The sequence below is a fragment of the Pseudomonas sp. FSL R10-1339 genome (genome assembly GCF_009600545.1).
In the GTDB taxonomy this organism is placed as follows: Bacteria; Pseudomonadota; Gammaproteobacteria; order Pseudomonadales; family Pseudomonadaceae; genus Aquipseudomonas; species Aquipseudomonas bubulae.
In genome coordinates this window covers 1-23,753 of sequence record NZ_WIVQ01000070.1, presented here as the reverse complement: position 1 = coordinate 23,753, position 23,753 = coordinate 1, and the positions used below count along the sequence as shown (strand labels likewise).

The 23,753-nt window shown below is 57.2% G+C and carries 21 protein-coding genes; 10 read left to right on the top strand and 11 right to left on the bottom strand.

Features of this window, described 5'->3' with window-relative positions:
* Positions 1-487 precede the first annotated feature (487 nt).
* Genes GHO03_RS17810 through GHO03_RS17795 form a run of 4 tightly spaced genes read right to left on the bottom strand, consistent with a single transcriptional unit; the run spans position 488 to position 5,962 of the window.
* Positions 488-886, bottom strand: coding sequence for a hypothetical protein (locus GHO03_RS17810; RefSeq protein WP_016779401.1), 399 nt, complete (start codon positions 884-886; stop codon positions 488-490).
* A gap of 2 nt (positions 887-888) precedes the next feature.
* On the bottom strand, positions 889-3,117 hold the full coding sequence (locus GHO03_RS17805) for a hypothetical protein (RefSeq protein WP_372241764.1): 2,229 nt from the start codon (positions 3,115-3,117) through the stop codon (positions 889-891).
* Positions 3,114-4,700, bottom strand: coding sequence for a site-specific integrase (locus GHO03_RS17800; protein WP_133143778.1), 1,587 nt, complete (start codon positions 4,698-4,700; stop codon positions 3,114-3,116). Before GHO03_RS17800 ends, GHO03_RS17805 begins: the two co-directional genes overlap by 4 nt.
* On the bottom strand, positions 4,697-5,962 hold the full coding sequence (locus tag GHO03_RS17795) for a site-specific integrase (RefSeq protein ID WP_048388104.1): 1,266 nt from the start codon (positions 5,960-5,962) through the stop codon (positions 4,697-4,699). The genes GHO03_RS17800 and GHO03_RS17795 overlap by 4 nt, the downstream gene beginning before the upstream one ends.
* Positions 5,963-6,109: 147 nt before the next feature.
* On the opposite strand from GHO03_RS17795, the gene ettA reads away from it, so the two are divergent.
* On the top strand, positions 6,110-7,804 hold the full coding sequence (gene ettA / locus GHO03_RS17790; RefSeq protein ID WP_133143777.1) for an energy-dependent translational throttle protein EttA: 1,695 nt from the start codon (positions 6,110-6,112) through the stop codon (positions 7,802-7,804).
* Positions 7,805-8,087: 283 nt separating this feature from the next.
* The gene (gene gdhA / locus GHO03_RS17785; RefSeq protein ID WP_094999359.1) at positions 8,088-9,425 is read left to right on the top strand and encodes an NADP-specific glutamate dehydrogenase; all 1,338 of its coding nucleotides are present in this window, start codon (positions 8,088-8,090) and stop codon (positions 9,423-9,425) included.
* A gap of 46 nt (positions 9,426-9,471) precedes the next feature.
* Here gdhA and GHO03_RS17780 read toward each other — a convergent pair whose 3' ends face one another.
* The 3 genes from GHO03_RS17780 to GHO03_RS17770 form a co-directional block, all read right to left on the bottom strand.
* Complete coding sequence (locus GHO03_RS17780) at positions 9,472-9,765, bottom strand: chorismate mutase (RefSeq protein WP_133143776.1); 294 nt, start codon at positions 9,763-9,765, stop codon at positions 9,472-9,474.
* Positions 9,766-9,779: 14 nt separating this feature from the next.
* Positions 9,780-11,633, bottom strand: coding sequence for a DUF4105 domain-containing protein (locus tag GHO03_RS17775; protein WP_095021254.1), 1,854 nt, complete (start codon positions 11,631-11,633; stop codon positions 9,780-9,782).
* A gap of 79 nt (positions 11,634-11,712) precedes the next feature.
* Positions 11,713-12,201, bottom strand: coding sequence for a DUF3015 domain-containing protein (locus tag GHO03_RS17770; RefSeq protein WP_029611228.1), 489 nt, complete (start codon positions 12,199-12,201; stop codon positions 11,713-11,715).
* 273 nt (positions 12,202-12,474) lie between these two features.
* Here GHO03_RS17770 and GHO03_RS17765 point away from each other — a divergent pair, with 273 nt between their 5' ends.
* Together GHO03_RS17765 and GHO03_RS17760 are read left to right on the top strand one after the other, a co-directional pair.
* Positions 12,475-14,913, top strand: a complete 2,439-nt coding sequence (locus tag GHO03_RS17765) for a Lon protease family protein (protein WP_094999356.1) — start codon at positions 12,475-12,477, stop codon at positions 14,911-14,913.
* Positions 14,914-15,171: 258 nt separating this feature from the next.
* Positions 15,172-15,483: a hypothetical protein gene (locus tag GHO03_RS17760; protein WP_094999355.1), complete on the top strand. Its 312-nt coding sequence runs from the start codon at positions 15,172-15,174 to the stop codon at positions 15,481-15,483.
* A gap of 8 nt (positions 15,484-15,491) precedes the next feature.
* Here GHO03_RS17760 and GHO03_RS17755 read toward each other — a convergent pair whose 3' ends face one another.
* Positions 15,492-17,324, bottom strand: coding sequence for a hypothetical protein (locus GHO03_RS17755; protein ID WP_133143774.1), 1,833 nt, complete (start codon positions 17,322-17,324; stop codon positions 15,492-15,494).
* Between the two features lie 142 nt (positions 17,325-17,466).
* On the opposite strand from GHO03_RS17755, the gene GHO03_RS17750 reads away from it, so the two are divergent.
* Entirely contained in the window at positions 17,467-17,955 is a 489-nt protein-coding gene (locus GHO03_RS17750; RefSeq protein WP_016779412.1) for a TIGR00645 family protein, read from the top strand.
* 124 nt (positions 17,956-18,079) lie between these two features.
* Positions 18,080-18,697: an FKBP-type peptidyl-prolyl cis-trans isomerase gene (locus GHO03_RS17745; protein ID WP_016779413.1), complete on the top strand. Its 618-nt coding sequence runs from the start codon at positions 18,080-18,082 to the stop codon at positions 18,695-18,697.
* A 62-nt stretch (positions 18,698-18,759) separates the two neighbouring features.
* On the opposite strand, the gene GHO03_RS17740 is transcribed toward GHO03_RS17745, so the two are convergent.
* The 3 genes from GHO03_RS17740 to GHO03_RS17730 all read right to left on the bottom strand — a co-directional run bounded on the left by GHO03_RS17740 (position 18,760) and on the right by GHO03_RS17730 (position 20,655).
* Complete coding sequence (locus tag GHO03_RS17740) at positions 18,760-19,032, bottom strand: hypothetical protein (protein ID WP_094999353.1); 273 nt, start codon at positions 19,030-19,032, stop codon at positions 18,760-18,762.
* Positions 19,033-19,222: 190 nt separating this feature from the next.
* Positions 19,223-19,564: a zinc ribbon domain-containing protein YjdM gene (locus GHO03_RS17735; RefSeq protein ID WP_094999352.1), complete on the bottom strand. Its 342-nt coding sequence runs from the start codon at positions 19,562-19,564 to the stop codon at positions 19,223-19,225.
* Positions 19,565-19,686: 122 nt separating this feature from the next.
* Positions 19,687-20,655: a polyprenyl synthetase family protein gene (locus GHO03_RS17730; RefSeq protein ID WP_094999351.1), complete on the bottom strand. Its 969-nt coding sequence runs from the start codon at positions 20,653-20,655 to the stop codon at positions 19,687-19,689.
* A gap of 240 nt (positions 20,656-20,895) precedes the next feature.
* On the opposite strand from GHO03_RS17730, the gene rplU reads away from it, so the two are divergent.
* The 4 genes from rplU to proB all read left to right on the top strand — a co-directional run.
* Positions 20,896-21,210 (top strand): 50S ribosomal protein L21, encoded by a 315-nt coding sequence (rplU, locus tag GHO03_RS17725; RefSeq protein WP_007901869.1) that lies wholly within the window; start codon positions 20,896-20,898, stop codon positions 21,208-21,210.
* Positions 21,211-21,244: 34 nt separating this feature from the next.
* On the top strand, positions 21,245-21,520 hold the full coding sequence (gene rpmA, locus GHO03_RS17720) for a 50S ribosomal protein L27 (protein ID WP_003443913.1): 276 nt from the start codon (positions 21,245-21,247) through the stop codon (positions 21,518-21,520).
* A 197-nt stretch (positions 21,521-21,717) separates the two neighbouring features.
* On the top strand, positions 21,718-22,944 hold the full coding sequence (gene cgtA / locus GHO03_RS17715; protein ID WP_094999350.1) for an Obg family GTPase CgtA: 1,227 nt from the start codon (positions 21,718-21,720) through the stop codon (positions 22,942-22,944).
* Between the two features lie 123 nt (positions 22,945-23,067).
* Positions 23,068-23,753 (top strand): glutamate 5-kinase (gene proB / locus GHO03_RS17710; protein WP_153400276.1); only part of this gene is annotated, 686 nt, incomplete at its 3' end.

Below are 23,753 nucleotides of genomic sequence, written 5' to 3'. Positions count from 1 at the left end.
ATCAGCTGTCACCGGTAGAGTTTGAAAAGCGTTACGCAGCGAGCCTGGAGAGTGTCTAGGAAACCCGGGGCGATTCACCTGGCCATCTACGAGGAGGTGACAACTGGAAAATGGAGCCACTGATTGAGGTAGGTGTTGCTCAAGACAATAAAGGTGAGGTCGAAGGGTATCTGTTCAAGGTTGCGGGAGGAGTCAGTTACAGCACCCACCACTCACGCGATCACAGCAACCTAAAAGTGACTGAGATAATTTTCTCCGCAGATCGCGATTTGCGAGCTTATGGAGGGTAACAGTCCTTAGCAGCCGGCCACGAATCAGGAAACTCTTGGGAGGGGGCTGATTGCTATAAAGTTTCTTGGGCAGGAGACATCGTGACGGTAACTGTTGGTCGACACTACGAGGTCGTTGACCAAACGACAGATGTGAAGATGGTCAACTCCAAGTCAGCTGGAATGCGAACGGCTGGTCAGTACGCGCTATTGCGCAATCATGTCTTCTTTTGAAGCTGTGAAACCGGCCGCTCCAACATTGATTGCGTTAGCCCATGCATATCGGCATTGGCTTGCCAGATCAAAAAACGGCTATGCATATCTCGAACAGCAGCTAACAGCTTCTGATTGTTCGCTGTCAGTTTCTCAATGTGCTCGTTGGCTGCCTGAATATCGCTAATCCAGCCCGGTTTCAGCTTCTGAGCCTTCAATGCCGCCTTGCAATTCTTCATCGCTAAATCCACGGCAGGTAGATTCATCAGGGACTGGCGAGCACGACTGATACCCAGTTTTTCTTTGCAGGCCTCAACGAGCAAAGGCCAGGTCAGCTTCGGCTCTGACCATTCCTCAATCAGCTTAATGATGCGTTTCTCATCCTTTGGCGTTAAATGCCCCATCGTTAACCCTCGATCTCATCAAGCAAAGCTAAGACGTCATCCAACGATGACAACGCCTCTTGCGTCTGGTTCTCTTCAATGACTTTGACCTCGATCAGCCCCGACATTGCGGCGGCATTTTTGGTCAGCGTCCAACCGTTATCGGCGTTCCACACAATGTCACCGTTTTCGAGTTCGGAGTTTTCCAGCATTTGGATTAGCGCCTCGCACTTAAAGAGCTTCTCACCCAGTTTTTTGGCCGACTCCGATGCCCCAAACACACCCCGAGACCGTGCATCCAGGGCTTTATCGAGGCGGCGTTTGAGGTCGTCGCTTTCTTCCTTGAGGTTGGCCAACTTCACCTCATCCCCCTTGACGCAGCCAAGCCGCCCGCAGTCCAGACAAGCGCCCATTTTCGGGCAGGGCTCGGACGCGAAGTTGTGCACACAAACGCCGAGATGGGTTTGATGGATAATGCGGTCCTGCTCACCCTCGCGCAGTTCCATCACCTCAATCAGGCTCAGTGGCTGATTGGTTTTGACCTTCTCCAGACGCTGAGTCGCTGTGCTCTGCTTGGTTTTGGGGTGGTACGCCGCAACCCCTTGAGTGCGCTCCTCGATGGTCTCGTGGTTGTAGACCGATCCCATCGTCGTGCGCCCGGAGAAGGCGTCAATCAGCAGCTGCGACAGACCGGCCTGGTGCATCCGCGTGTTCAATTCGTGCCGAAACGCGTGCGTGTTGACCTTGACACCGGGGTATCCATGGCGCTCGAACAGACTTTTCCTTACCGGGTTGTTCGAACCGCCTAATTCCACAGCCATTCGGATAGTGCTCACCGCGATCTCTACACCAAACCCGTGTGTCACAGCAATGTGGCTTGAGTCTTCAGCCAGCGCTCCCGTGCGCACGGTGAACAAGGCATCACGGTACTTCACCCGTGCTTTACCCTGCGTGTACGACGTGGTGTATGGAAAATCCTTCGGGAGATACTTCTCCCGCAACAGCACATTGAGCTTGCGCAGCGTGATCACACACCGGTCGTCAAACTCAACACCCTGGAGCTTGCCCTTGGCGCGGATCTGCTTCCCTGTGCTGGTATCCCATCCTTCACGGATTTCGGCCAACAGGTCTCGGGCGGCGGGGCTGAGCGCCTTTTTCTGCTCCAGGGGTTTGAGGAAGTTGGCATTGAATTGGGATCGCCAAGCGTTCTCACGACTGGAGAGTTTCAGCGCGGCACAGGCTTCGGCACAGGTGAGCGGTTCATCAGGTCCCTTGGGGGGCAGCCCTTCATGGGGCGGGAACTCATCGGGATGGTCTTCCAGCCAGGCGGCGTAAGCCCGCGCCTCATCGGTGATCGGTTGCAGTAAGGTGATGACACGCTCGACGACCGGCTCCATCTCGGGCTTAACGACGGGCTTCAGCGTGACCTGGTTTATCTTTTCCGCATACCAGCGCAGGAACAGGCGCCCCTTACCCTGGGTGTCCTCTTTGAACACTAGGCAATCCAATTCAATATCCGCCAATTCACCCACACGACTCGGGGCGCTCAGCAACAGCGCACAGGCGGATGTCACAACGATATCGAGCGGGCGTGTCAATTCGTTATTGAACATCTCCCCGAGCGCTTTGATCGCTTCGGGCCTGGGCAGCTTCTGTTCCCGATCCTCTTTTTGTTGCTTGAGTGTGCCACGGGGCTTCAGCGTCAGCGGAGAGGTCCACCGAAAATCGGTCTTGAGCAGTTTTTTGGCCCGCATCAGGGGGATGAGGGCCGCAAGTGCCAGCCCGGAACGGTATGCGGTGTCGCCTTTTGCCCAGTGACGGTTCAGGTGCTCGCACGCTTTATTACAGACCGCGGTGGACACCTGCGTCACATCCCGCGTGCCGGTCAACTCGAACAGGGCGGCTTCCAGCACCTTCAGGGCATCCAGCCACTCTCCAACAGCCTTTTTCTGCAAATACACCCGCCGGTACACCATGATGGCCTTGGCAAACTCCGTGAAGGGTGCCTGTATCGCCTTCGGGGCAACTCTGGTCGATCCCAGTGCCGTGAAGCTGCAGCTTTTGAGGCCATGCTCGTGCCAACTGCCGTCTTCCCAGCAAATACTCTCGTGCACGCGATTGGGAATGCCTTTGGGCAGGGTCTGTTTTGCCCATTGGATAAACGCCGCGAGCTGAGCCTCCGCAGCCAGTTGGCTCCTGGGCTTAAAATCGACAATATTGTTCGTCGGCTCAGAATCAAACGCATCGGTCACTCGCCTTTCCTCCCTGATTGGCGCATGGCCTCACAATCCAGAATCACCTTGCGGCACGCCAGAATGGCCCGATCCCAGAGCACGCCGGTCGTTTTATCCGTGGCAAGGGTTTGCGCCCGACGACGCTCCAACCGCTCCAGAACCGCGCCGTGATCGGCGTCCAGCAGGGGTTGGAATTTTCCGCAGGGATAACAAGTGAAGGGGGCATCGAGATGGCAGGTGGCAATGGCACCGCACACTGCCACATCCTCGATTTGTCGATCCGCTCGATCCCCGTTCTTTGCTGAGGTGCGATCCGTGACGATGATCCCGGTGAACGCATTCACAACCAAGGCCAGATGGTCGCTCATCTTCGCGTCGATCAACGCCAGCAGTTCAGCCGACACCTGGCGGTACTTTCGCACTGTCTGAGTATTTTTGTGCATCAATGCGCGGGCCATCGACCACTCGTCCAGCCCCGCATTGGACAGGTCCGTGCCGAGGGTGTGCCTGAACCGGTGTCCCCGTGTCACTTTCAGCGGCTGATGGGTGCGAGGCGAAATCGGAAAGCCCTCCATCCGCTCGATTCGCTTAAGCCATCTCCGAACCGTGGTTGATCCAACATGAAAGATCGGCTGCGGTGCCTCTTCGAGGGCTTTTTGCAGGGGGCTATCCAGCAAAACAGGGGGATCAAACCGCTCCGAAAATTCTGCCTCATCATCCAGCTTCCGACGAAAGAGCGGCACATTCTCAATGGCTGCATTCCAGTCGGCACCGTCTGGATAGGTTTGCCAGAGTTGCGCCAGAACCATGTCCTTGTAAGCCTGCACGGTGTTGTAGAGGTCCTCATCCAGACTGAAGGTTTCGGACTTTGTTCGCCAACCCGCCTCGTCGTCTTTTTGCTTTGCCCAATGAAACCTGACCTTGCAGCCCTGGTCGGTTTTCGTGAAATCACCAAAAACCATCATGCGTACCTGAGCGCCACGCTGCCCGTAAATCATCAACAGGCGCAGATACAGGTACTGCTCGGGATCTAGCTGACCGTGACAGAACTGCTCATGTATCCATTGGTGCAGCGCGTCCTGCTCCACCTGCGTGAGCGGGCCTTCTTCGGGGGCCAGGCTGAGGACCACATCCTTGCTGGAACCCTTTTTCCTGGGCAGTGCCTGGTAGGCCTCGATCAGGGTTCGCGGCGGACGTTGTTCGAGGGATTCGCAGTCGTGCCAAAAGGCCATGAAAGCGCCGAGAGTACTGGATTCGTTCCCGTTAAAGCGCTCCCGCAGAGCGATCAGGTGATTCTCGTTGAGCGGGTCAAGCCCGGCCTGAGCAGCCCGCGACAACACACTGGCGAGCTGAGCAACCGAGTCCGCTACCTGATCGGCCATTCGATACGCCAGGGCGGCGTGCAACCAGGGCTGCCAATCCGGCGAGACGCAGGCAAGGGCCGCTTCCCAGTTGACTGAGATTCTGGCCGATTTATCCGGTTTCCACATTGGTTCTGCGGGTGTGAACACCTCCCCACATTTCGCCAAGCGAGGCGCGCTCAGCCATGCATCGAGGCTGTCCTTCGTGGGTGCCTGAAGTGCTTCGACGGCGATGTTCACGCTGAACCTCCTGGTGTCGTGCCGGCTTTCTGACGATTGGCCTTAAACCGCTCGGCCCGTTTCTGTATCGCTTTGTCTGCCTCCTCCTTCCAGAACTTCGCGCCGTAGAGGCCGGGCATGTTCGATTCGGGACTCCAGCCGAACATCCATGTGAGGGTCTTTTGAACTTGCGTGGTGCGATCCTCCGGCGTGAACGCTGCCAGCTCCTCACGCATGCTTTCCAGCATCGTGTAGACCGCGTCATGCCTGAGAATATGCGGGTGCACATGAGCCATTTCCGGCGCTATTTCTCGAACCCTGGACAGAACGCCATCGATTGCCTTGATGGTCAGAGGCCCGCCCTCATTTCGCTTGTGCGCCACCAGCAAAAACGGATGCTTCCTCGCTTGCGATGTGCCGCTACGGGGCCTTCTTTGGCGATATTTCGATTCGTACTCAGTAATCGCGTCATAGAGTTCATCGGTCATCACCAACATGCGCTCGTGGGTTTTGAATTGCGGAGCCATCGTTCGCGGATCGAGGCTCTCATCCTCCAGGTTGACCACCGCCAGTTGACGACTGTGCCAGTGAATATCGCTGGTCTTGATCAGCAGCATCTCGGAGCGTCGCAGCCCCATGTCGAGTCCCAACAGCAAAATGATGTAGTTACGCAGCCTGATTGCGCCATCTGAAAAGGGGTTCTCGGCGCTATTCGGATGCATGATTTCCAGCAATCGAGTTCGCTCCTGACTCGTTAGGCCCTTCATCTCTTCCGTTCGCTTTTTTTTCCACGCAGGTCTGGCTGCTTTGATCTTGCGGTTGATGCGCTTCTTCAGATCGTCAACCGCCTCATATCGTGTTGAGTGATCACCCAACTTGTCATAGAGGAAGCCCAGATAGTCGCGTACCGCTTCGATTCGCTGCTGCGCATGGGCTTTGCCAACGGATCTGTATGCAGTCGGATGTAAACGTATCCCCGCATACTTCATGGCCAAGGTTTCCTTGCGAAACCCCGCGTCCGACACAAATCTAGAAAGCTCACTGTCTGTCAGGTATTGGCTGTGAGGGCGCTGTTCGAGGCGAGAAATCAGATCAATGGAGGAAAAGGACAGAAACTGTTCAAGCACAATCAGATGCTCAAGGTACTTCTTTGTTGTTTCCAGTGCTCTGCCGGAGTGCTCCATGGTGATGTAAAGATTGGGGTAGTAAACCGGGATGCAGTCTTGCACCAGCAGCTTTCTACGAGCACCATTCACAATCTGCTCTATGACCTGGAAATCCATGTTGCTCCCTCATAAAACATAACTTTTCTAAGTATAGTCAGGAACAGGGTAAGGTCAATGCAAAACCTAACGTTTTGCTTTCCAGAATTTAAGCGTTTTCGCTACCATTAAAGCACTGAAAACACAGGATTAAAGGCGAATCAAACCATGTCAAAAAGTGACAAAGCAGGCAAAACAGGCTCTTACGTTTTCACCATGCATCGGCTGAGCAAAGTTGTTCCGCCGAAGCGGGAAATCCTGAAAAACATCTCCCTGTCGTTTTTCCCGGGGGCCAAAATCGGCGTACTCGGCTTGAACGGTTCGGGTAAATCCACCCTGTTGAAAATCATGGCAGGCGTTGACACCGAGTTCGACGGCGAAGCCCGTCCGATGCCGGACCTGAACATCGGTTACCTGCCGCAGGAACCGCAGCTGGATCCGAGCAAAACCGTACGCGAAGTGGTTGAAGAAGCCGTTAGCGTGATCAAGGACGCTCAGGCGCGTCTTGATCAAGTGTATGCCGAATATGCCGACCCTGATGCCGACTTCGACAAGCTGGCCGCAGAACAGGCCAAGCTCGAAGCGATCCTGCAAGCAAGCGACGGGCACAACCTTGAGCGCCAGCTGGAAGTTGCAGCCGATGCGCTGCGCCTGCCGGCCTGGGATGCCAAGGTAGAGCACCTGTCGGGTGGTGAGAAGCGCCGTGTTGCCCTTTGTCGCCTGCTGCTGTCGGCCCCGGACATGCTGCTGCTCGATGAACCGACCAACCACCTGGATGCCGATTCGGTCGCCTGGCTGGAGCACTTCCTGCACGACTTCCCGGGTACCGTGGTTGCGATTACGCACGACCGTTACTTCCTGGATAACGTAGCGGGCTGGATTCTGGAGCTTGACCGCGGTGCGGGCATTCCTTACGAGGGCAACTATTCGGGCTGGCTGGAAGCCAAGTCCGATCGTCTGGCCCAGGAATCCAAGCAGCAGTCGGCCCATGAAAAGGCCATGAAAGACGAGCTGGAATGGGTTCGCAAAGGTGCCAAGGCGCGTCAGTCCAAGTCCAAGGCCCGTCTGCAACGTTTCGAAGAACTGCAGTCGCAGGAATTCCAGAAGCGCAGCGAAACCAACGAAATCTACATCCCGGCCGGTCCGCGCCTGGGTGACAAGGTTATCGAGTTCAAGAACGTCTCCAAGGGTTACGGCGATCGCGTGCTGATCGACAACCTGTCGTTCGCCATGCCCAAAGGCGCCATTGTTGGCGTGATCGGTGGTAACGGTGCCGGTAAATCGACCCTGTTCCGCATGCTGATGGGCAAGGAACAGCCGGATTCGGGCAGCATCGAAATCGGTGAAACCGTGCAACTGGCGTGCGTTGACCAGAGCCGTGACGACCTGGATGGCAGCAAGACGGTGTTCCAGGCGATTTCTGACGGTTCCGATGTGATCCGTATTGGTAACTATGAAATCCCGTCGCGTACCTATGTAGGTCGTTTCAACTTCAAAGGTGGCGATCAGCAGAAGTTCGTCAAGGATCTGTCCGGTGGTGAGCGTGGTCGCCTGCACCTGGCCCTGACCTTGAAAGAGGGCGCCAACGTGCTGCTGCTCGACGAACCGTCCAACGACCTTGACGTTGAGACATTGCGTTCGCTTGAAGAAGCACTGCTGGACTTCCCTGGCGCCGCCATTGTGATCTCTCACGATCGGTGGTTCCTTGACCGCGTCGCGACTCACATCCTGGCGTACGAAGACGACTCGCAGGCGATCTTCTTCGAAGGTAACTACACCGAGTACGAAGCTGACCGTAAAAAGCGCCTCGGCGAAGCGGCTACCCTGCCGCACCGTGTGCGTCACAAAAAACTGGCCCAGTAAGGGCAGTTTGCATAACAGAACGGCGCCTTCGGGCGCCGTTTTTTTTGCGCATCACAAACCTTTTCCCCCTCCCACAATGGGATTTTGGCGTTTATAAGTTGGTGCGAAACTGGGTACAAGAAGTATTTTTTTGGTGCGCAAAAGCCCGATAAATCGGTGCTATTTATATAAATGCACCATTTAAATTCATAACTGCGACATTTTGCGCTGTCGCGGTGCCACATGAATTGATAAAGTTCCGGTCAATCTCCGTTTAACGACAATAAATTTGCCGAGACTTACCATGATCGAATCCGTCGACCAGTTCCTTGCCCGCCTGAAAAAACGTGACCCGGACCAACCAGAATTCCACCAGGCAGTGGAAGAGGTCCTTCGCAGTCTGTGGCCGTTTCTTGAAGCCAATCCGCATTATCTGACTTCAGGGATTCTTGAGCGCATTTGCGAACCAGAGCGTGCGATCGTGTTCCGCGTTTCGTGGGTAGATGACGAAGGCAAAGTGCGGGTTAACCGCGGCTTCCGTATCCAGATGAACAGCGCCATTGGTCCGTACAAGGGCGGTCTGCGTTTTCATCCGTCGGTGAATCTGGGCGTCCTCAAGTTTCTGGCCTTTGAGCAAACCTTCAAGAACTCCCTGACCTCCTTGCCCATGGGCGGCGGCAAGGGCGGTTCGGACTTCAACCCCAAGGGCAAGAGCGACGCCGAAGTCATGCGTTTCTGCCAGGCCTTTATGAGCGAGCTGTATCGCCATATCGGTTCGGATGTTGATGTGCCAGCAGGCGACATCGGTGTCGGCGCCCGCGAAATCGGCTTTATGTTTGGTCAGTACAAGCGCCTGAGCAACCAGTTCACCTCCGTATTGACCGGCAAAGGCATGAGCTACGGTGGCAGTCTGATCCGTCCTGAAGCTACCGGCTTTGGTTGTGTGTACTTCGCCCAGGAAATGCTCAAGCGCAGCGGCCAGCGCATCGACGGCAAGCGCGTGGCGATTTCGGGCTCGGGTAACGTGGCGCAATACGCCGCGCGCAAGGTCATGGACCTGGGCGGCAAGGTTATTTCGCTGTCGGATTCCGAAGGCACGCTGTATTGCGAAGCCGGTTTGAGCGAAGAGCAGTGGGAAGCGCTCATGGAACTGAAAAACGTCAAGCGCGGCCGTATCAGCGAGTTGGCGGGGCAGTTCGGGGTTGAATTCCTGGCAGGGCAGCACCCGTGGAGCCTGGCGTGTGATATCGCGCTGCCATGCGCTACCCAGAATGAGCTGGACGCTGAAGCGGCCCGTACGTTGCTGGCCAATGGCTGCGTGTGCGTGGCTGAAGGTGCGAACATGCCGACCACCCTGGAAGCGGTCGATCTGTTTATCGAAGCAGGTATTTTGTTTGCACCGGGCAAGGCATCCAACGCCGGTGGCGTGGCGGTGAGCGGGCTGGAAATGTCGCAAAACGCCATGCGTCTGCTGTGGACGGCCGGCGAAGTGGACAGCAAGTTGCACAACATCATGCAGTCGATCCACCACGCTTGCGTGCACTACGGCGAGGAAAACGGGCGGATCAACTACGTAAAAGGCGCGAACATTGCCGGTTTCGTCAAAGTTGCCGACGCAATGCTGGCCCAAGGCGTGGTGTAACCCCATCCTGTGGGAGCGGGCAAGCCCGCTCCCACATTGGGGCTGTCTATTTTGCAAGCGTCTTGTGTTCAGCCAGTTCCTGTTCGATAAAGGCCGCGATCATGGCGCGGTAGACGCTTTCAGTGACGTCCGGGTTGGCGCCCAGCTCATCGGCCAACGTCCGCACCTTGCCAATCAGCTGCTCAACCCGCTGCGGCGCCCTGACCGCATCGCTGTCTTTTTTAAACCGCGCCGCTTGCGATACGTAAGCCCCGCGCTCGGCGATCAGGCCGACAATCTGGCGATCCAGCCCATCGATTTTCTCGCGCACCTGCTCGAGGGAATCACAATTAACAACCATGTCTTGAAAACTCCTTAGTAGTGATACCACTTCAGCTCCAGCATCACTTCGTTGATAGGGGTGGTCAGTTTGCTGAACTCACGCTGTGCGCTCAGGCGCAGACCAAGATTTCGCGAAACTTCCCATTGCTGATTAAGGCTCAGGCTACGACGGACTTCACCGTTGGTGAAGTAGTCGCCCTTGGCTTCCAGGCTCAGGTTGCCCACCGGGTTACGCCAAAGAAGCCCGGTATTGAAGCCCGCTGCCGGTGACACAAACGCCGCGAAGTCGTTGTTGTGCTCGATGCGTACCGTACCGAGAGCGAAACCGAGCATATTGTCCGCCAATTGCCAGGTGCCGCCTGCACCGCCATTGACATGACTGACCAGGTTTTCGTCGCCATGCTTGCCGAGTACCCGTTCCAGCCCGCCGCCCACTTGCCATGACCAGGGTTGCAGCAGGTCATTGCGCGGGGTCAGGGAGCGGATATTGGCCAGGTCCAGTTGTTGCACTTGCCACTTGTTGCCTTCGTACTGGCGCAGTTTCAGTTGCAGAATTTCAATCTGCGCGCCCAGGGGAAAGCCCGGTGCGTTGTCGTTGAGGTCGTGGTAAGCCATGCGCAGGCCATATTCGGCAAAGGCCTTGTCGTCACGGCTACCGGCGCCCAGCTGCCAGGTGCGCGACTCGTGGCCGTTTTCAGGCAGTTCGGGTTTGTCGACTTGCAGTTCTGGCGCGGGGTTCTGATTGATCGCCCGTAGCAGTTCGAAACTGCGCTGCGAGCGTGCAGGATCGCGCTCAAGGCCATTGGCCCGGTACCGCTCAAGCCGGTAAGCCGCGTCGATAATCAACGCCTGGCGCGCTTTGGGTAGCGCCTTGAAGGCCGGGGTTTGCAATTGGGCTTGATCGGCGCTGACCTGCAATACCCATTGCTGCTCTTCTGGATCGAGGGCCTTGGCCCGGTCCAGCAGCTCCCGTTCGCGGGACGGGCGGTACTCGATACTTTCAACCAGTCCGGCTTCCTTGACCGCTTTCACGGTGTCGGTGGGGATCGCGGTCAGCGGAAACTGGGTGGTCAGTTGCAGGCCCGGGCGGGCCACTTGCAGCAGCTCCAGCAGGCGGTAGGAGCAGTTTTCGTCAAAGAAGAAATAGTCGAACTGGATCTGTTTGAGTTCCCACACATGTTCAACCATGCGTTGGGTTTCTTCGGGTGTCAGATTAAGGCGGTATTCCCACAGGTCGCGGTTTTCAAGGCTCCGGTACTCCGAGAGTTTCTCCTGATAGGGCACCAGGGCGAACAGGCCCGGATAGCCACCGGCCAAGCCCTTCCAGGCGTACAGGATACTGTTGTCGGAACCCTCGATATAGGCGCCGAAGTTGATCGCGTAGCTGAGCAGGGCGGTCTTGTTGTCCTGCACATCGGCCTGGTCGATGCGTAACAGGGTATGGCCGAACATGGAGGACGGGCTGTTGAGGTAGGCCGCCGGGAAAATCATCACCGTGCTGTGGGGTGCCACGTCCTTGAACCATTGGCTGAACTCTGCGCATTCGGCCTTGGGCAGGTCGGTCAGATTCAGTTGGGCCTTGAGCCAGCGGGTACGGGCCGGGTACACGCACTGCGGGTGTTTGTCGCCCAGGCTCAAGGGCGCATACAACGCCTCAACCGTGGCACGCAGTTCGGCATCAGGGTGATGGGCGCCCTGGGCGGCGAGAAAGAATTTGTCGTCGCTGACATAGCTTCGCCAGCCGCTCAGCTTGCCGGCTTCGTAGTGCCCCAGCGAAATCCAGAAAGGGTCGTTGGCCAACTGCTGCACACGTTGATCGTCGATATGGGGTGCGGCATACAGCGGGGCGCAGGCACAGAGCGCCAGATAGGCAAGGCGTTTGAGCATGTTCGGCAACTGTTGTCAGACGAAGAGAAGTGAAGCAGGAGAATACCCGCTCCGAGAGGAGCGGGCGGGTCTCATTTACTTACGCCGCGGTGGCGTATTTGGCCAGGCGTGCATCGCCCTTGAGGATGGCCAGAGTATTGCTGTGTACGTCTTCAGCCGTGACATCGGCTTTGCTGAAGATTTGCTGGAAGTGCTCGTGGGTGACGGCGGCGAAATGCTCGCGGTCTTCAGGGGCGACGCCCAGTACCACCGCGTAGGTGGTCAGTGCTTCGCCATTGCCTTTGGCCATGTCTTCGGACAGCTCGTTCATCATGCCATTCATGGCAATCCACGATTTGCCGCCGTAAGTCAGGGCGTCCTTGGTGGTACAGCCGTTGGTGCCGGAGGTCATGCCGAAGGTGGCGTTGCCGGACGTGCCGTTTGTGGTGGATGCCAGGAAGTGGGCAGGAGTGCCGCGCTGGCCTTCAAACAGCATGTTGCCCCAACCGCAGTTAGGGCCGCCCGGTGCCTGGGCCATGGCGTTGAGGGAAACAACTGTAAAGAGAGTACCAAGAAGAATCCGTTTCATAAGCTTTGTTCTCTATAGGTATGCAACCAATGGACAAGGGTTTCTGGCCCTGAAGCGCCAGTACGGGCCGGTTATACCGTCCAGCCGCGTAACAGCTTGGAGTCTAGGCACGTTCGGGGGGTTCCGTGGCTTTTTGTAAAACAATCGCTGTTGCTGCACATTTTTGGCCCCTAAACATTGGGGGGCGTGCTTTCCCGTGTTGTTCGCCTTGCCAGTGATGTGCAGCCAGCGCCAGAATGCTGCCATCTGCCCCGCCCGATGTAAGGAAGCCCGATGCCTGATTCTGTTGCCACCAGCTTGCGTCTAGCGCCTGATGCGCTAACCCGTCCTTTTTCTGCTGAACAGTTCAGCTTCTCGAACACCAATGATCTGGAGCCTTTTCGCGGCATTCTCGGCCAGGAACGTGCGGTCGAGGCCTTGCAGTTCGGCGTGGCCATGCCACGTCCGGGTTACAACGTTTTTGTCATGGGCGAGCCGGGAACCGGTCGTTTCTCGTTCGTCAAACGCTACCTCAAGGCCGAGGGCAAGCGCCTGAAGTCGCCGAGCGACTGGGTCTACGTCAACAACTTCGATGAGCCCCGTGAGCCGCGAGCCCTGGAGCTGCCGTCCAGTAGCGCTGGTGCCTTTATTGGCGATATCAATCACTTGATCGACAACCTGCTGGCGACCTTCCCGGCAGTGTTTGAACACCCGACGTATCAACAACGCAAAAGCGCGATCGACCGCGGCTTCAATCAGCGTTACGACCGTGCGCTGGATGTGATCGAGCGTCTGGCCCTGGAAAAAGGCGTGGCGCTCTATCGCGACAGCAGCAACGTGGCATTTACGCCGATGAGTGATGGCAAGGCGCTGGATGAGGCCGAGTTTTCGCAATTGCCTGAGGCTGATCGTGAACGCTTCCATGAAGATATTTCCGAGCTGGAGGAGCGACTGAACGAAGAGCTGGCCAGTCTGCCGCAGTGGAAGCGTGAGTCGAACAATCAGCTGCGCCAACTGAACGAAGAAACCATCACCCTGGCCCTGCAGCCGTTGCTGTCGCCGTTGTCGCAAAAATACGCCGAAAATGCCGCGGTTTGCGGTTATCTGCAGGCGATGCAGGTTTACTTGCTGAAAACCGTGGTCGAGCAACTGGTCGACGACAGCAAGACCGACGCCCAGGCGCGCAAGCTGCTTGAAGAGCAGTACCTGCCGAGCCTGGTGGTAGGGCAGCCGCTAAGCGGCGGTGCGCCGGTAGTGTTCGAGCCGCACCCGACCTACGACAACCTGTTTGGCCGTATCGAATACAGCACTGACCAGGGCGCGCTCTACACCACTTATCGACAGTTGCGCCCGGGCGCCTTGCACCGTGCCAATGGCGGCTTTTTGATTCTTGAAGCCGAGAAAATGCTCAGCGAGCCTTTTGTCTGGGATGCTCTCAAGCGTGCCCTGCAATCGCGCAAGCTGAAGATGGAGTCGCCGCTGGGCGAAATGGGGCGCCTGGCCACCGTGACGCTCAACCCGCAGGTCATCCCCCTGCAGGTCAAGGTCATCATCATCGGTGCCCGCCAGCTGTATTACACGCTGCAGGACCTGGATCCGGACTTCCAGGAAATGTTCCGGGTTCTGGTGGACTTCGACGAAGATATCCCGATGGTTGATGAGAGCCTTGAGCAGTTTGCCCAGTTGCTCACTACACGCACTTCGGAAGAAGGCATGGCACCGCTGACCGCCGGTGCAGTGGCGCGGCTGGCGACCTACAGCGCGCGTCTGGCCGAGCACCAGGGACGTTTGTCGGCGCGTATTGGCGATCTGTTCCAACTGGTCAGCGAAGCGGACTTCATCCGTCACCTGGCGGGCGATGAAATGACCGATGCGGGTCATATCGAGCGTGCGCTCAAGGCCAAGGCAACCCGTACCGGACGAGTCTCGGCGCGTATCCTGGATGACATGCTGGCGGGGATCATCCTGATCGATACCGATGGCGCGGCCGTGGGCAAGTGCAACGGCCTGACGGTGCTGGAAGTCGGCGACTCGGCCTTTGGTGTGCCTGCGCGGATTTCCGCCACGGTGTATCCGGGCGGCAGCGGTATTGTCGATATCGAGCGCGAAGTTAACCTGGGGCAGCCGATCCACTCCAAGGGCGTGATGATTCTGACCGGATACCTGGGCAGCCGTTATGCTCAGGAGTTTCCGCTGGCGATTTCGGCCAGCATCGCGCTGGAGCAGTCCTACGGTTATGTCGATGGCGACAGTGCGTCGCTGGGGGAGGCCTGTACGCTGATTTCGGCACTGTCAAAAACCCCGCTCAAGCAGTGTTTTGCCATTACCGGCTCGATCAACCAGTTCGGCGAAGTGCAGGCCGTGGGTGGGGTCAACGAGAAAATCGAAGGCTTCTTCCGACTCTGCGAAGCACGCGGGCTGACAGGCGAGCAGGGCGCGATCATTCCGCAGGCCAACGTGGCTACCCTGATGCTGGACGAGAAGGTGCTGCAGGCAGTGCGTGATGGCAAGTTCCACGTCTATGCCGTGCGTCAGGCCGATGAGGCCCTGAGTTTGCTGGTGGGTGAGCCTGCGGGAGAGCCGGATGCAGAGGGACAATTCCCGGAAGGCAGCGTCAATGCCCGGGTAGTCGAGCGGTTGCGGGTGATTGCTGAAATGATCAACGACGACGACCTCAAGGAAGCCGAAAAGGAGTTGCTGGCGGAAGCCCTGGCAGCGAAAAAACCGGCCTGATCCCTTAAAGCGAAACCTGTGGGAGCGGGCTTGCTCGCGATGCGAACGACGCGGAGGAATGGTTACACCGCGGCAATCCAATCGCGGGCAAGCCCGCTCCCACAGATCTGCGATGCCAATCGACAAAGCCGTTGGTCATTGGTGACTTTTCATACGCAAATTTTCTTCTATTCTCAGGTCATGGACACCACTGTCGTCACCGGATCGATGCAGCCCGTAGTCTGCGGCTGAAGACAGACTCTACCGAGGGTCGCCGTCATGTCGCGCAACCTTTGCCTTACTCGCCAATGCTTGGGCCTGGTGACCCGTATTGAATGCAGCATTCGACCGCTGGCAGGCAACAACGGGATGTGGACACTGCTCTTCGCCGCCGGCCTGGCAGGCGAACAACCCTCAACGATCAAGGCGCAGGGCCCGTTCCCAGGGCCGTTCGTGGCCGAAACCATTCTTGAATCAATCGTTGAAAGCCTGACCCTGCATGGCTATGAACTCGCCAACGACCCGCAGATCTGGTGCCTGCATGTGCAGGCCCAGTTGCGGCAGATCAATGGCGGGCGTTGCCACGGCTAGGCAGCGTTTTATTGTGGCGTGCTGGCTTCAGGGGCTTTGTCGAGTTTGACTTCAAATCCGTACTCGACAGGGTTCAGCGCGGTGCGGGCATAGCTTTCCAGTCGGGTCGGCTGGCCATAAAAGTAGTGCACGTCAAATGCGGGCGCCCCATCGGGCTCGCTTCTATGGCTGACTGCGGCCACTTCCTTCAGATAATTACCCGTGTCGTCCTTGGCATAAAAGCGCCAGGCCTCGGCCGGGAACACTTTTTGATCAACGATCAGGGCATTGCCTTTGAGCTCAAGGCCTTTGGGCAGGCGGGTGATATCCAGCTCTTGCTTGTCGATGTCGGCAATAAACAGGGGGATTGAGCCCACCGCATAGGCTGGCGTTTCGGGGAACAGGTTGAGGTCGTAGGTGATAACGCCTGCATGCGGGTCCACATCGAAGGCTTCGGCGGGCAGTTCCAGTGGCTCGCTGCGATTACCGTTGTCGTCTTCAGCAAAAAAGGTCACCGGCGCGTCAGACCTGTCCGGGAGCGTACCGAGCATTTCACCGTTGAAAGTGGCAGGGTGGCTGAACTCAAGGGACGCGGCACTGGCATCGTCCACCGACTGGCTGATCACCACGCTTTTTTCCAGTTGCTCGGGTGCCAGCGTGGCGTCTTTCAAATAGTTGGCGGCCTGATCGTCATACACCACAACGTTGAGCGGCAGGGGCTGTATGTCTTTGCCCAGCACGTTTTTGTCCAGTGTACGCACAGGCAGGTCGAGGGACTTGCGGGTGACATTGGCGGTGGAGAAATCGAGCACGTTGATGTCGACATTTTCCACGGTACCGTTGAAGTACACCTTGCTGTAGTGATGCGGGTGCTGCTGATCGAAGGCCTTTTGCTCGTTATCCAGTTGTTGCTCGAAAGCGTCACTCCAGGCAGTTTGCTTGAGCATTTCGGCCAATTGCTGCTGATAAAACGCCAGTTGTTCGGCGTTTTCGTTGATTGAGCCTGAGCGTGTCAGGAACTGCCCGGTACGGTCGCGGGCCTGGATGATCAGCGGATTGAGCGGGGTGTCACGCACTTGTTCGGCCAGTGCAGCGCTGTTGACGATATCCACTTCGGCAAAGTTCTTGCCCAGTGCCAGCAGGGTTACGCTGATCGTGCCGTCGGTGCTGGTTTTACCCACGTCCTTGGCAGTGAGGTTGAAATTGACCACTTTGCCCGGCGCGATGACTTCGACTTTGCCGTGCAGTGTCAGGGGTTGAGGTTGTTGGGTGTTGGCGGTTTCAACCCCGTCGATATAGGGGTAAGTGACGGTCAGGTCGTCAGGGTTGCTCAGGTTGGCGCTGGAGGGGCTCAGCTGGATGCCGGGATCGCTCTCGGACCATTCTGGCGCAAAAGGCACCTCTTGCTTGTTGCTCAGGGTCACCGACTGCCATTCCAGCGCATGGGGGAACGGGAACTCGGATGCACTGTTAAGCGGGAACGGGAAGACCGGCTCCAGGTCCGTCAGGTAATCGGAACTTGTATTTTTGCGCAGTACAAACAAACCGTTGATATAGGTATCGGTAAGCGCCTGGCTGCTCGGGTAGTGCTTGAGCACCGCCAGGTCGTCGGCACCGTATTCGGTTTCTATCGGCTTGTCTTGCAGCTTGAGGCGTGCCCGTTCGAGCAACAACAAGGAGCCGCCGAGGTCGGCCACAGCATCCTTGAGCTGCTGATCCTTGATCCCGTCCAGGCTCTGTTCGAACGCTGCGCTGCGTTCCTCAAGGCTGGCCTGCTGATGTTCGTCGTCAGGAGAGCAGCCGCCGACAGCGAGCAAAGCCATCGAAAGCCCAAAACAAGCCAGGGGGAATCGCAGATCCATGGTTCGGTTTTCCTGTCCGTAAACAATGCTGAGAGGGTGGACACTAGCAGAAAATGTTTTTACAGGCTGTTTCCAAGCCTTTAACACAGTGCTTTTCGCACTGATATACTCGCGCCCATTTTGTAATAGCCTGTGAGATTCAATGGAACGCTTTATCGAAAACGCAATGTACGCCTCGCGCTGGATTTTGGCGCCTATTTACTTCGGGCTCTCACTGGGCCTGCTGGCTTTGGCATTGAAGTTCTTTCAGGAAGTGTTTCACGTAATCCCCAACGTGTTTGCGCTAACTGAGTCTGACTTGATCCTGGTCATTCTGTCGCTGATCGACATGGCGCTGGTAGGCGGTTTGCTGGTCATGGTGATGATTTCCGGTTATGAGAACTTTGTTTCGCAACTGGATATCGACGAGCACAAGGAGAAGCTCAGCTGGTTGGGCACCATGGACTCCACCTCGCTGAAGATGAAAGTCGCGGCATCGATTGTGGCCATTTCGTCGATCCACCTGCTGCGGGTGTTTATGGACGCGCGCAATATCGAGACCGAGTACCTGATGTGGTACGTGATTATTCACATGACCTTTGTGGTGTCGGCGTTTGCAATGGGCTATCTGGACAAGCTGACCAAACACTGAAGCCAACCCCGGGCTGCGAAGGCTTTGGGGGCTGTGGTAGTCTGCTGGCCCTTTTTTGGTTCAGGGTGTTCGGGGTCGCGGTTGACGCGGCTTCTTTCCGGCCCCTCCACAGCGGAGCAGTGTTATGTCCGAAGTAAATCTGTCGACCGACGAAACCCGCGTCAGCTACGGCATTGGCCGCCAGTTGGGCGACCAGTTGCGCGACAACCCGCCACCTGGCATCAGCCTGGATGCAATCCTGGCTGGTCTGACTGACGCCTACGCAGGCAAGGAAAGCCGTGTAGGCCAGGAAGAAATGTCGGCTAGCTTTAAGGTGATCCGCGAGATCATGCAAGCTGAAGCCGCTGCCAAGGCAGAAGCTGCTGCGGGCGAAGGCAAGGCTTTCCTGGCTGAAAACGCCAAGAAAGACGGTATCACCACCCTGGCTTCCGGCCTGCAATTTGAAGTGGTAACCGCGGGTGAAGGCGCCAAGCCATCCCGTGAAGACACCGTACGTGTTCACTACCACGGCACCCTGATTGATGGCACTGTGTTCGACAGCTCCTACGATCGTGGTCAGCCGGCTGAATTCCCGGTTGGCGGCGTGATCGCTGGCTGGACTGAAGCCCTGCAACTGATGAACGCCGGTAGCAAATGGCGCATCTACGTGCCGAGCGAACTGGCCTACGGCGCCCAGGGCGTTGGCAGCATTGCTCCGCACAGCGTGCTGGTATTCGACGTAGAGCTGCTGGACGTTCTGTAAGAACCCCGCGTTTTAACGTTGGCTGCGGGTTTGCTGGCAAACCCGCAGCTACACCGGTGCCGTCATATCTGTATCTTGGCGTGGTGCGGGTGAGTGTCAGTCGTGCCGCAAGGGCGCAATGCCCGGGCATAGCAGAACAGAAACAGATTGCGCACCAACTCCTTGAGCACCACCGGCTCGCTGGAATTGAGGCCGTTGAAATCCAGGTCGCCCTGATCCTGTAGCTCGCTTAGTGCTTCTTCTTCCAGTACCGCACAGACTTCCCCGGTTTCCCGATGCAGGATTCGCAGATAAGGGTGTGGACGGTCCAGCCAGGCATCAATTAAATAAGTCATGGTCGTCATCTCCTTGATGAATACCAATGAGAATAATTCTTATTCAATTAATAGCAAGTGCCTATTGGCGGATTTCTGATCTTTCTGCGTTAGAACTGCTGGGGATCAAGGTTGCTGGCTTTTTGATGTTGCTGGGCGGGGGAGGGTGTAGCACCTTCCTGCGCAGGGCACAGGAAGGCATGCAGCAGAATCAGACCTTGCGTACGAACTCGGATTTGAGTTTCATCGGGCCAATGCCATCGATCTTGCAGTCGATATCGTGGTCGCCGTCGCACAGGCGGATATTCTTGACCTTGGTGCCCACTTTAACCACCAGGGAAGTACCCTTGATTTTCAGGTCCTTGATCACGGTGATGGTGTCACCGTCGGTCAGTACGGTGCCTGCGGAGTCTTTGTAGACTTTCACGTCATCGGCTGTTTCAGCGTCGCCACTGGCAGACCACTCGTGGGCGCATTCCGGGCAGATCAGCTGGGCGCCGTCTTCGTAGGTGTATTCGGAATTGCATTTTGGGCAGGGTGGCAACGTGCTCACTCAAAGCTCCTTAAGAGTCAGGATGGCTAAAAGGCACGTATTGTATAGGGTTTTAGTGCGAGGCGGGTAATGGCGGGGCAGATTGACCCTGTGGGAGCGGGCTTGCCCGCTCCCACAGGCAGTCAGTGCGTGCGTGCTACAGCAAACTCGCTCAGCTCAACCAGCGCATCGCGGTATTCGCTTGGCGGCAAGGCTTCGAGGCACACAATGGCGCGGGCCACGAAGTCGCGAGCCAGCTGGGCGGTGTAGTCCAGGGAACCAGAGGCCTCAACGGCTTCGCGAATGCTCTCCAGGTCCTCGATACCGCCTTTCTGGATCGCTTTGCGCACCAGGGCTGCCTGTTCAGGCGTGCCTTCACGCATGGTGTAGATCAGCGGCAGGGTCGGTTTGCCTTCGGCCAGATCGTCACCGACGTTCTTGCCCAGGGTTTCTGCATCGCCACGGTAGTCGAGCAGGTCGTCCACCAGCTGGAATGCCACGCCCAGGTGATCGCCAAAGGTGCGCAGCGCTTCGCTCTGTTCCGGCGTGGCACCGGCCAGCGCTGCAGCGCTGTGGGTCGAAGCCTCGAACAGCATCGCGGTCTTGCCGCGGATGACTTCCATGTAGGTTTCTTCGGTGGTGCTGGCGTCGCGCACTTTGGACAGCTGCAATACTTCGCCTTCGGCGATGATGCGGGTGGCTTGCGACAGGATTTTCATCACTGGCATCGAGCCCAGCTCAACCATCATCTCGAAGGAGCGCGAGTACAAAAAGTCGCCGACCAGTACGCTGGGGGCATTGCCCCAGGTAGCATTGGCAGTCTTGCGGCCACGGCGCATGCCCGACATGTCGACCACGTCGTCGTGCAGCAGGGTGGCGGTGTGCAGGAACTCAATGGTGGCGGCCAGCAGGCGCAAGTCGTCGCCTTCGCGACCCAGGGCCTTGCCACACAGCAACACTAATAAAGGACGCAGGCGCTTGCCGCCGGCCGAAGTAATGTAGTCGCCGATTTTTGAGACCAGCGGTACGCGTGAAGTCAGCTGCTTCTTGATGATGCCATCGACGGCGCTAAAATCGTCCGCCACCGCGCGGTAGAAAGCTTGGGGTTGCATCAGCGACAGGTGCTCCAGAAGGGTTGCGCGGCATGCTAGGTCGGGGGGCTGGGCCTGTCAAGGCGGATGGACGGCCCCTTGCAAGCCTGACTTGCCTTGCGTACAATCGCGCACCCTGAACTTCCTGGGCAGCACCTGCCTTACGCAATTGCATCTGGGCCGTTCCAGCCCCATGCAGCCATGCCAGCCAATACCTTTACCTATAAAGCGCTGGGTGAGCAGGATTATCGGAGAAATACCATGTCGTACGCAGTAATCGTTACTGGTGGCAAGCAATACAAAGTAGCTCCAGGTGAATACCTGAAGATCGAAAAACTGGAAATCGCTACCGGCGAATCCGTAACTTTTGATCGCGTTCTGTTGGTCGCCAATGGCGATGACGTGAACATCGGCGCTCCAGTTGTACCTGGCGCCACTGTTGTGGCTGAGGTGATCTCCCAAGGTCGTCACGATAAAGTCCGCATCATCAAGTTCCGTCGTCGTAAGCACCACATGAAGCGTATGGGCCACCGCCAGTGGTACACCGAGATCAAAATCACCGGTATTCAGGCTTAATTTCAGCCTAATTCCTCACTAGGAGAATTGACTCATGGCACACAAAAAAGCTGGTGGTAGTACCCGTAACGGTCGCGACTCAGAAGCCAAACGCCTTGGCGTGAAGATGTATGGCGGCCAGGCTATCATTCCGGGCAACATCATCGTGCGTCAGCGCGGCACCCAATTCCACGCTGGCTACGGCGTTGGTATGGGCAAAGATCACACCCTGTTCGCGAAAGTGGAAGGCGTGATCAAGTTCCAGGTTAAAGGCGCCTTCGGTCGTCGCTATGTAAGCATCGTTCCGAAGACTGCAGTCGTCGCGGCGTAATAGCTTGGTAGCTGGAAGAGCCCTGTCTTGCGACGGGGCTTTTTCGTTTGTGGGGTGAGTCTCTTGCAAAACTGTTTGTATGGGCTGCTGGCGCTGGATTTAACGGTCGTTGATTGAGGTCGCTGCGCTCATTTTTGCAAGAGTCTTATGTCTTGGTTTTTATCGGCTCGTCCTGATGACGAGAGGCGCGTTTTGTTATGAAGTTTGTAGATGAAGTATCGATCAAAGTAAAAGCAGGCGACGGTGGTAACGGTTGCATGAGTTTCCGTCGTGAGAAGTTCATCGAAAACGGTGGCCCAAACGGTGGTGATGGCGGTGATGGCGGCTCGATCTACATGGTCGCCGACGAAAACCTCAACACCCTGGTTGACTACCGTTACACCCGTCACTTTGACGCCCAGCGTGGCTCGAATGGCGGCAGTACGGATTGCACCGGTCGCAAGGGTGAGGATCTGGAGCTGCGTGTTCCGGTCGGCACTACCGTGATCGACGCTGGCACCCAGGAAATCATCGGCGACCTGACCAAGGCCGGCCAGCGTTTGCTGGTGGTGCATGGCGGTTGGCACGGTCTGGGTAATACCCGATTCAAATCCAGTACCAACCGTGCGCCACGCCAGACCACGCCGGGTAAGCCGGGTGAGCAGCGTGACCTGAAACTGGAGTTGAAGGTGTTGGCTGACGTTGGCCTGTTGGGCTTGCCGAATGCCGGTAAAAGTACCTTTATTCGTTCGGTGTCTGCGGCCAAGCCAAAAGTGGCGGATTATCCGTTCACCACCCTGGTGCCAAACCTGGGTGTGGTCAGCGTGGATCGCTGGAAGAGCTTTGTGATCGCCGATATTCCGGGTCTGATCGAAGGGGCTTCCGATGGTGCTGGCCTGGGGATCCGTTTCCTCAAGCACCTGGCGCGTACCCGTCTGTTGTTGCACCTCGTTGACATGGCACCGGTTGAGGGTAGCGAGAGCGCTGCTGATACCGCGGAAGTCATCGTTAACGAACTGACCAAGTTCAGCCCGTCGCTGGCTGAGCGTGATCGTTGGCTGGTGCTGAACAAGTGCGATTCGCTGCCACAAGACGAGCACGAAGCGCGCGTCAAGGAAGTGGTTGATCGCCTTGAGTGGACTGGCCCGGTTTACGTGATCTCGGCCATTGCCAAGATCGGTACCGAAAAGCTGTGCCACGACATCATGCGTTATCTGGAAGATCGTGCTGATCGTCTGGCTGCTGACCCTGCCTACAAGCAAGAGTTGGCCGAGCTGGATCAGCGTATCGAAGATGAAGCGCGTGCGCAGTTGCAGGCGCTGGATGACAAGCGTGCCCTGCGTCGCAGCGGCGTGAAGAGCGTCCATGACATCGGTGAAGATGACTGGGACGAAGAAGATGTTGATGATGAAGATGGTCCGGAAATCATTTACGTCCGCGACTGATTCGTTGCAGTAAACTACAGCGCCGCTCAATGAGCGGCGTTTTAGCATCTACGATTTGGTAATCAAAAATAATTCCATGGGTGGCGCTCGGTCGCGCTGCTCTCAGGCATAGGTTGGATGATGATGCGGAGCAAGGTGACGGGTGCGCAGCGCTGGGTCGTGAAGATCGGCAGCGCGTTGCTGACAGCGGATGGCAAGGGCCTGGATCGCGCGGCGATGGGCGTTTGGGTTGAACAGATGGTGGCGTTGCACGAGGCTGGCGTAGAGCTGGTGCTGGTGTCTTCGGGTGCGGTTGCGGCCGGAATGAGCCGCTTGGGCTGGACGGTGCGACCGAGTGCCATGCACGAGCTGCAAGCTGCTGCGGCTATTGGTCAGATGGGGTTGGTGCAGGCCTGGGAGTCGAGCTTTGCCGAGCATTCCCGGCATACCGCGCAGATCCTGCTGACCCATGACGATCTGTCTGATCGCAAACGCTACCTCAATGCCCGCAGCACCCTGCGTGCGCTGGTGGAATTGGGCGTGATCCCGGTCATCAATGAAAATGACACGGTGGTCACGGACGAAATCCGCTTCGGTGACAACGATACGCTGGCCGCGTTGGTGGCTAATCTGGTCGAGGCTGATCTGCTGGTGATCCTGACTGATCGCGACGGCATGTTTGATGCTGATCCGCGCAACAATCCTGATGCCAAGATGATCTACGAGGCGCGTGCCGATGATCCGGCGCTGGATGCAGTGGCAGGCGGTACCGGTGGTGCGTTGGGGCGTGGCGGCATGCAGACCAAGTTGCGCGCGGCGCGCCTGGCGGC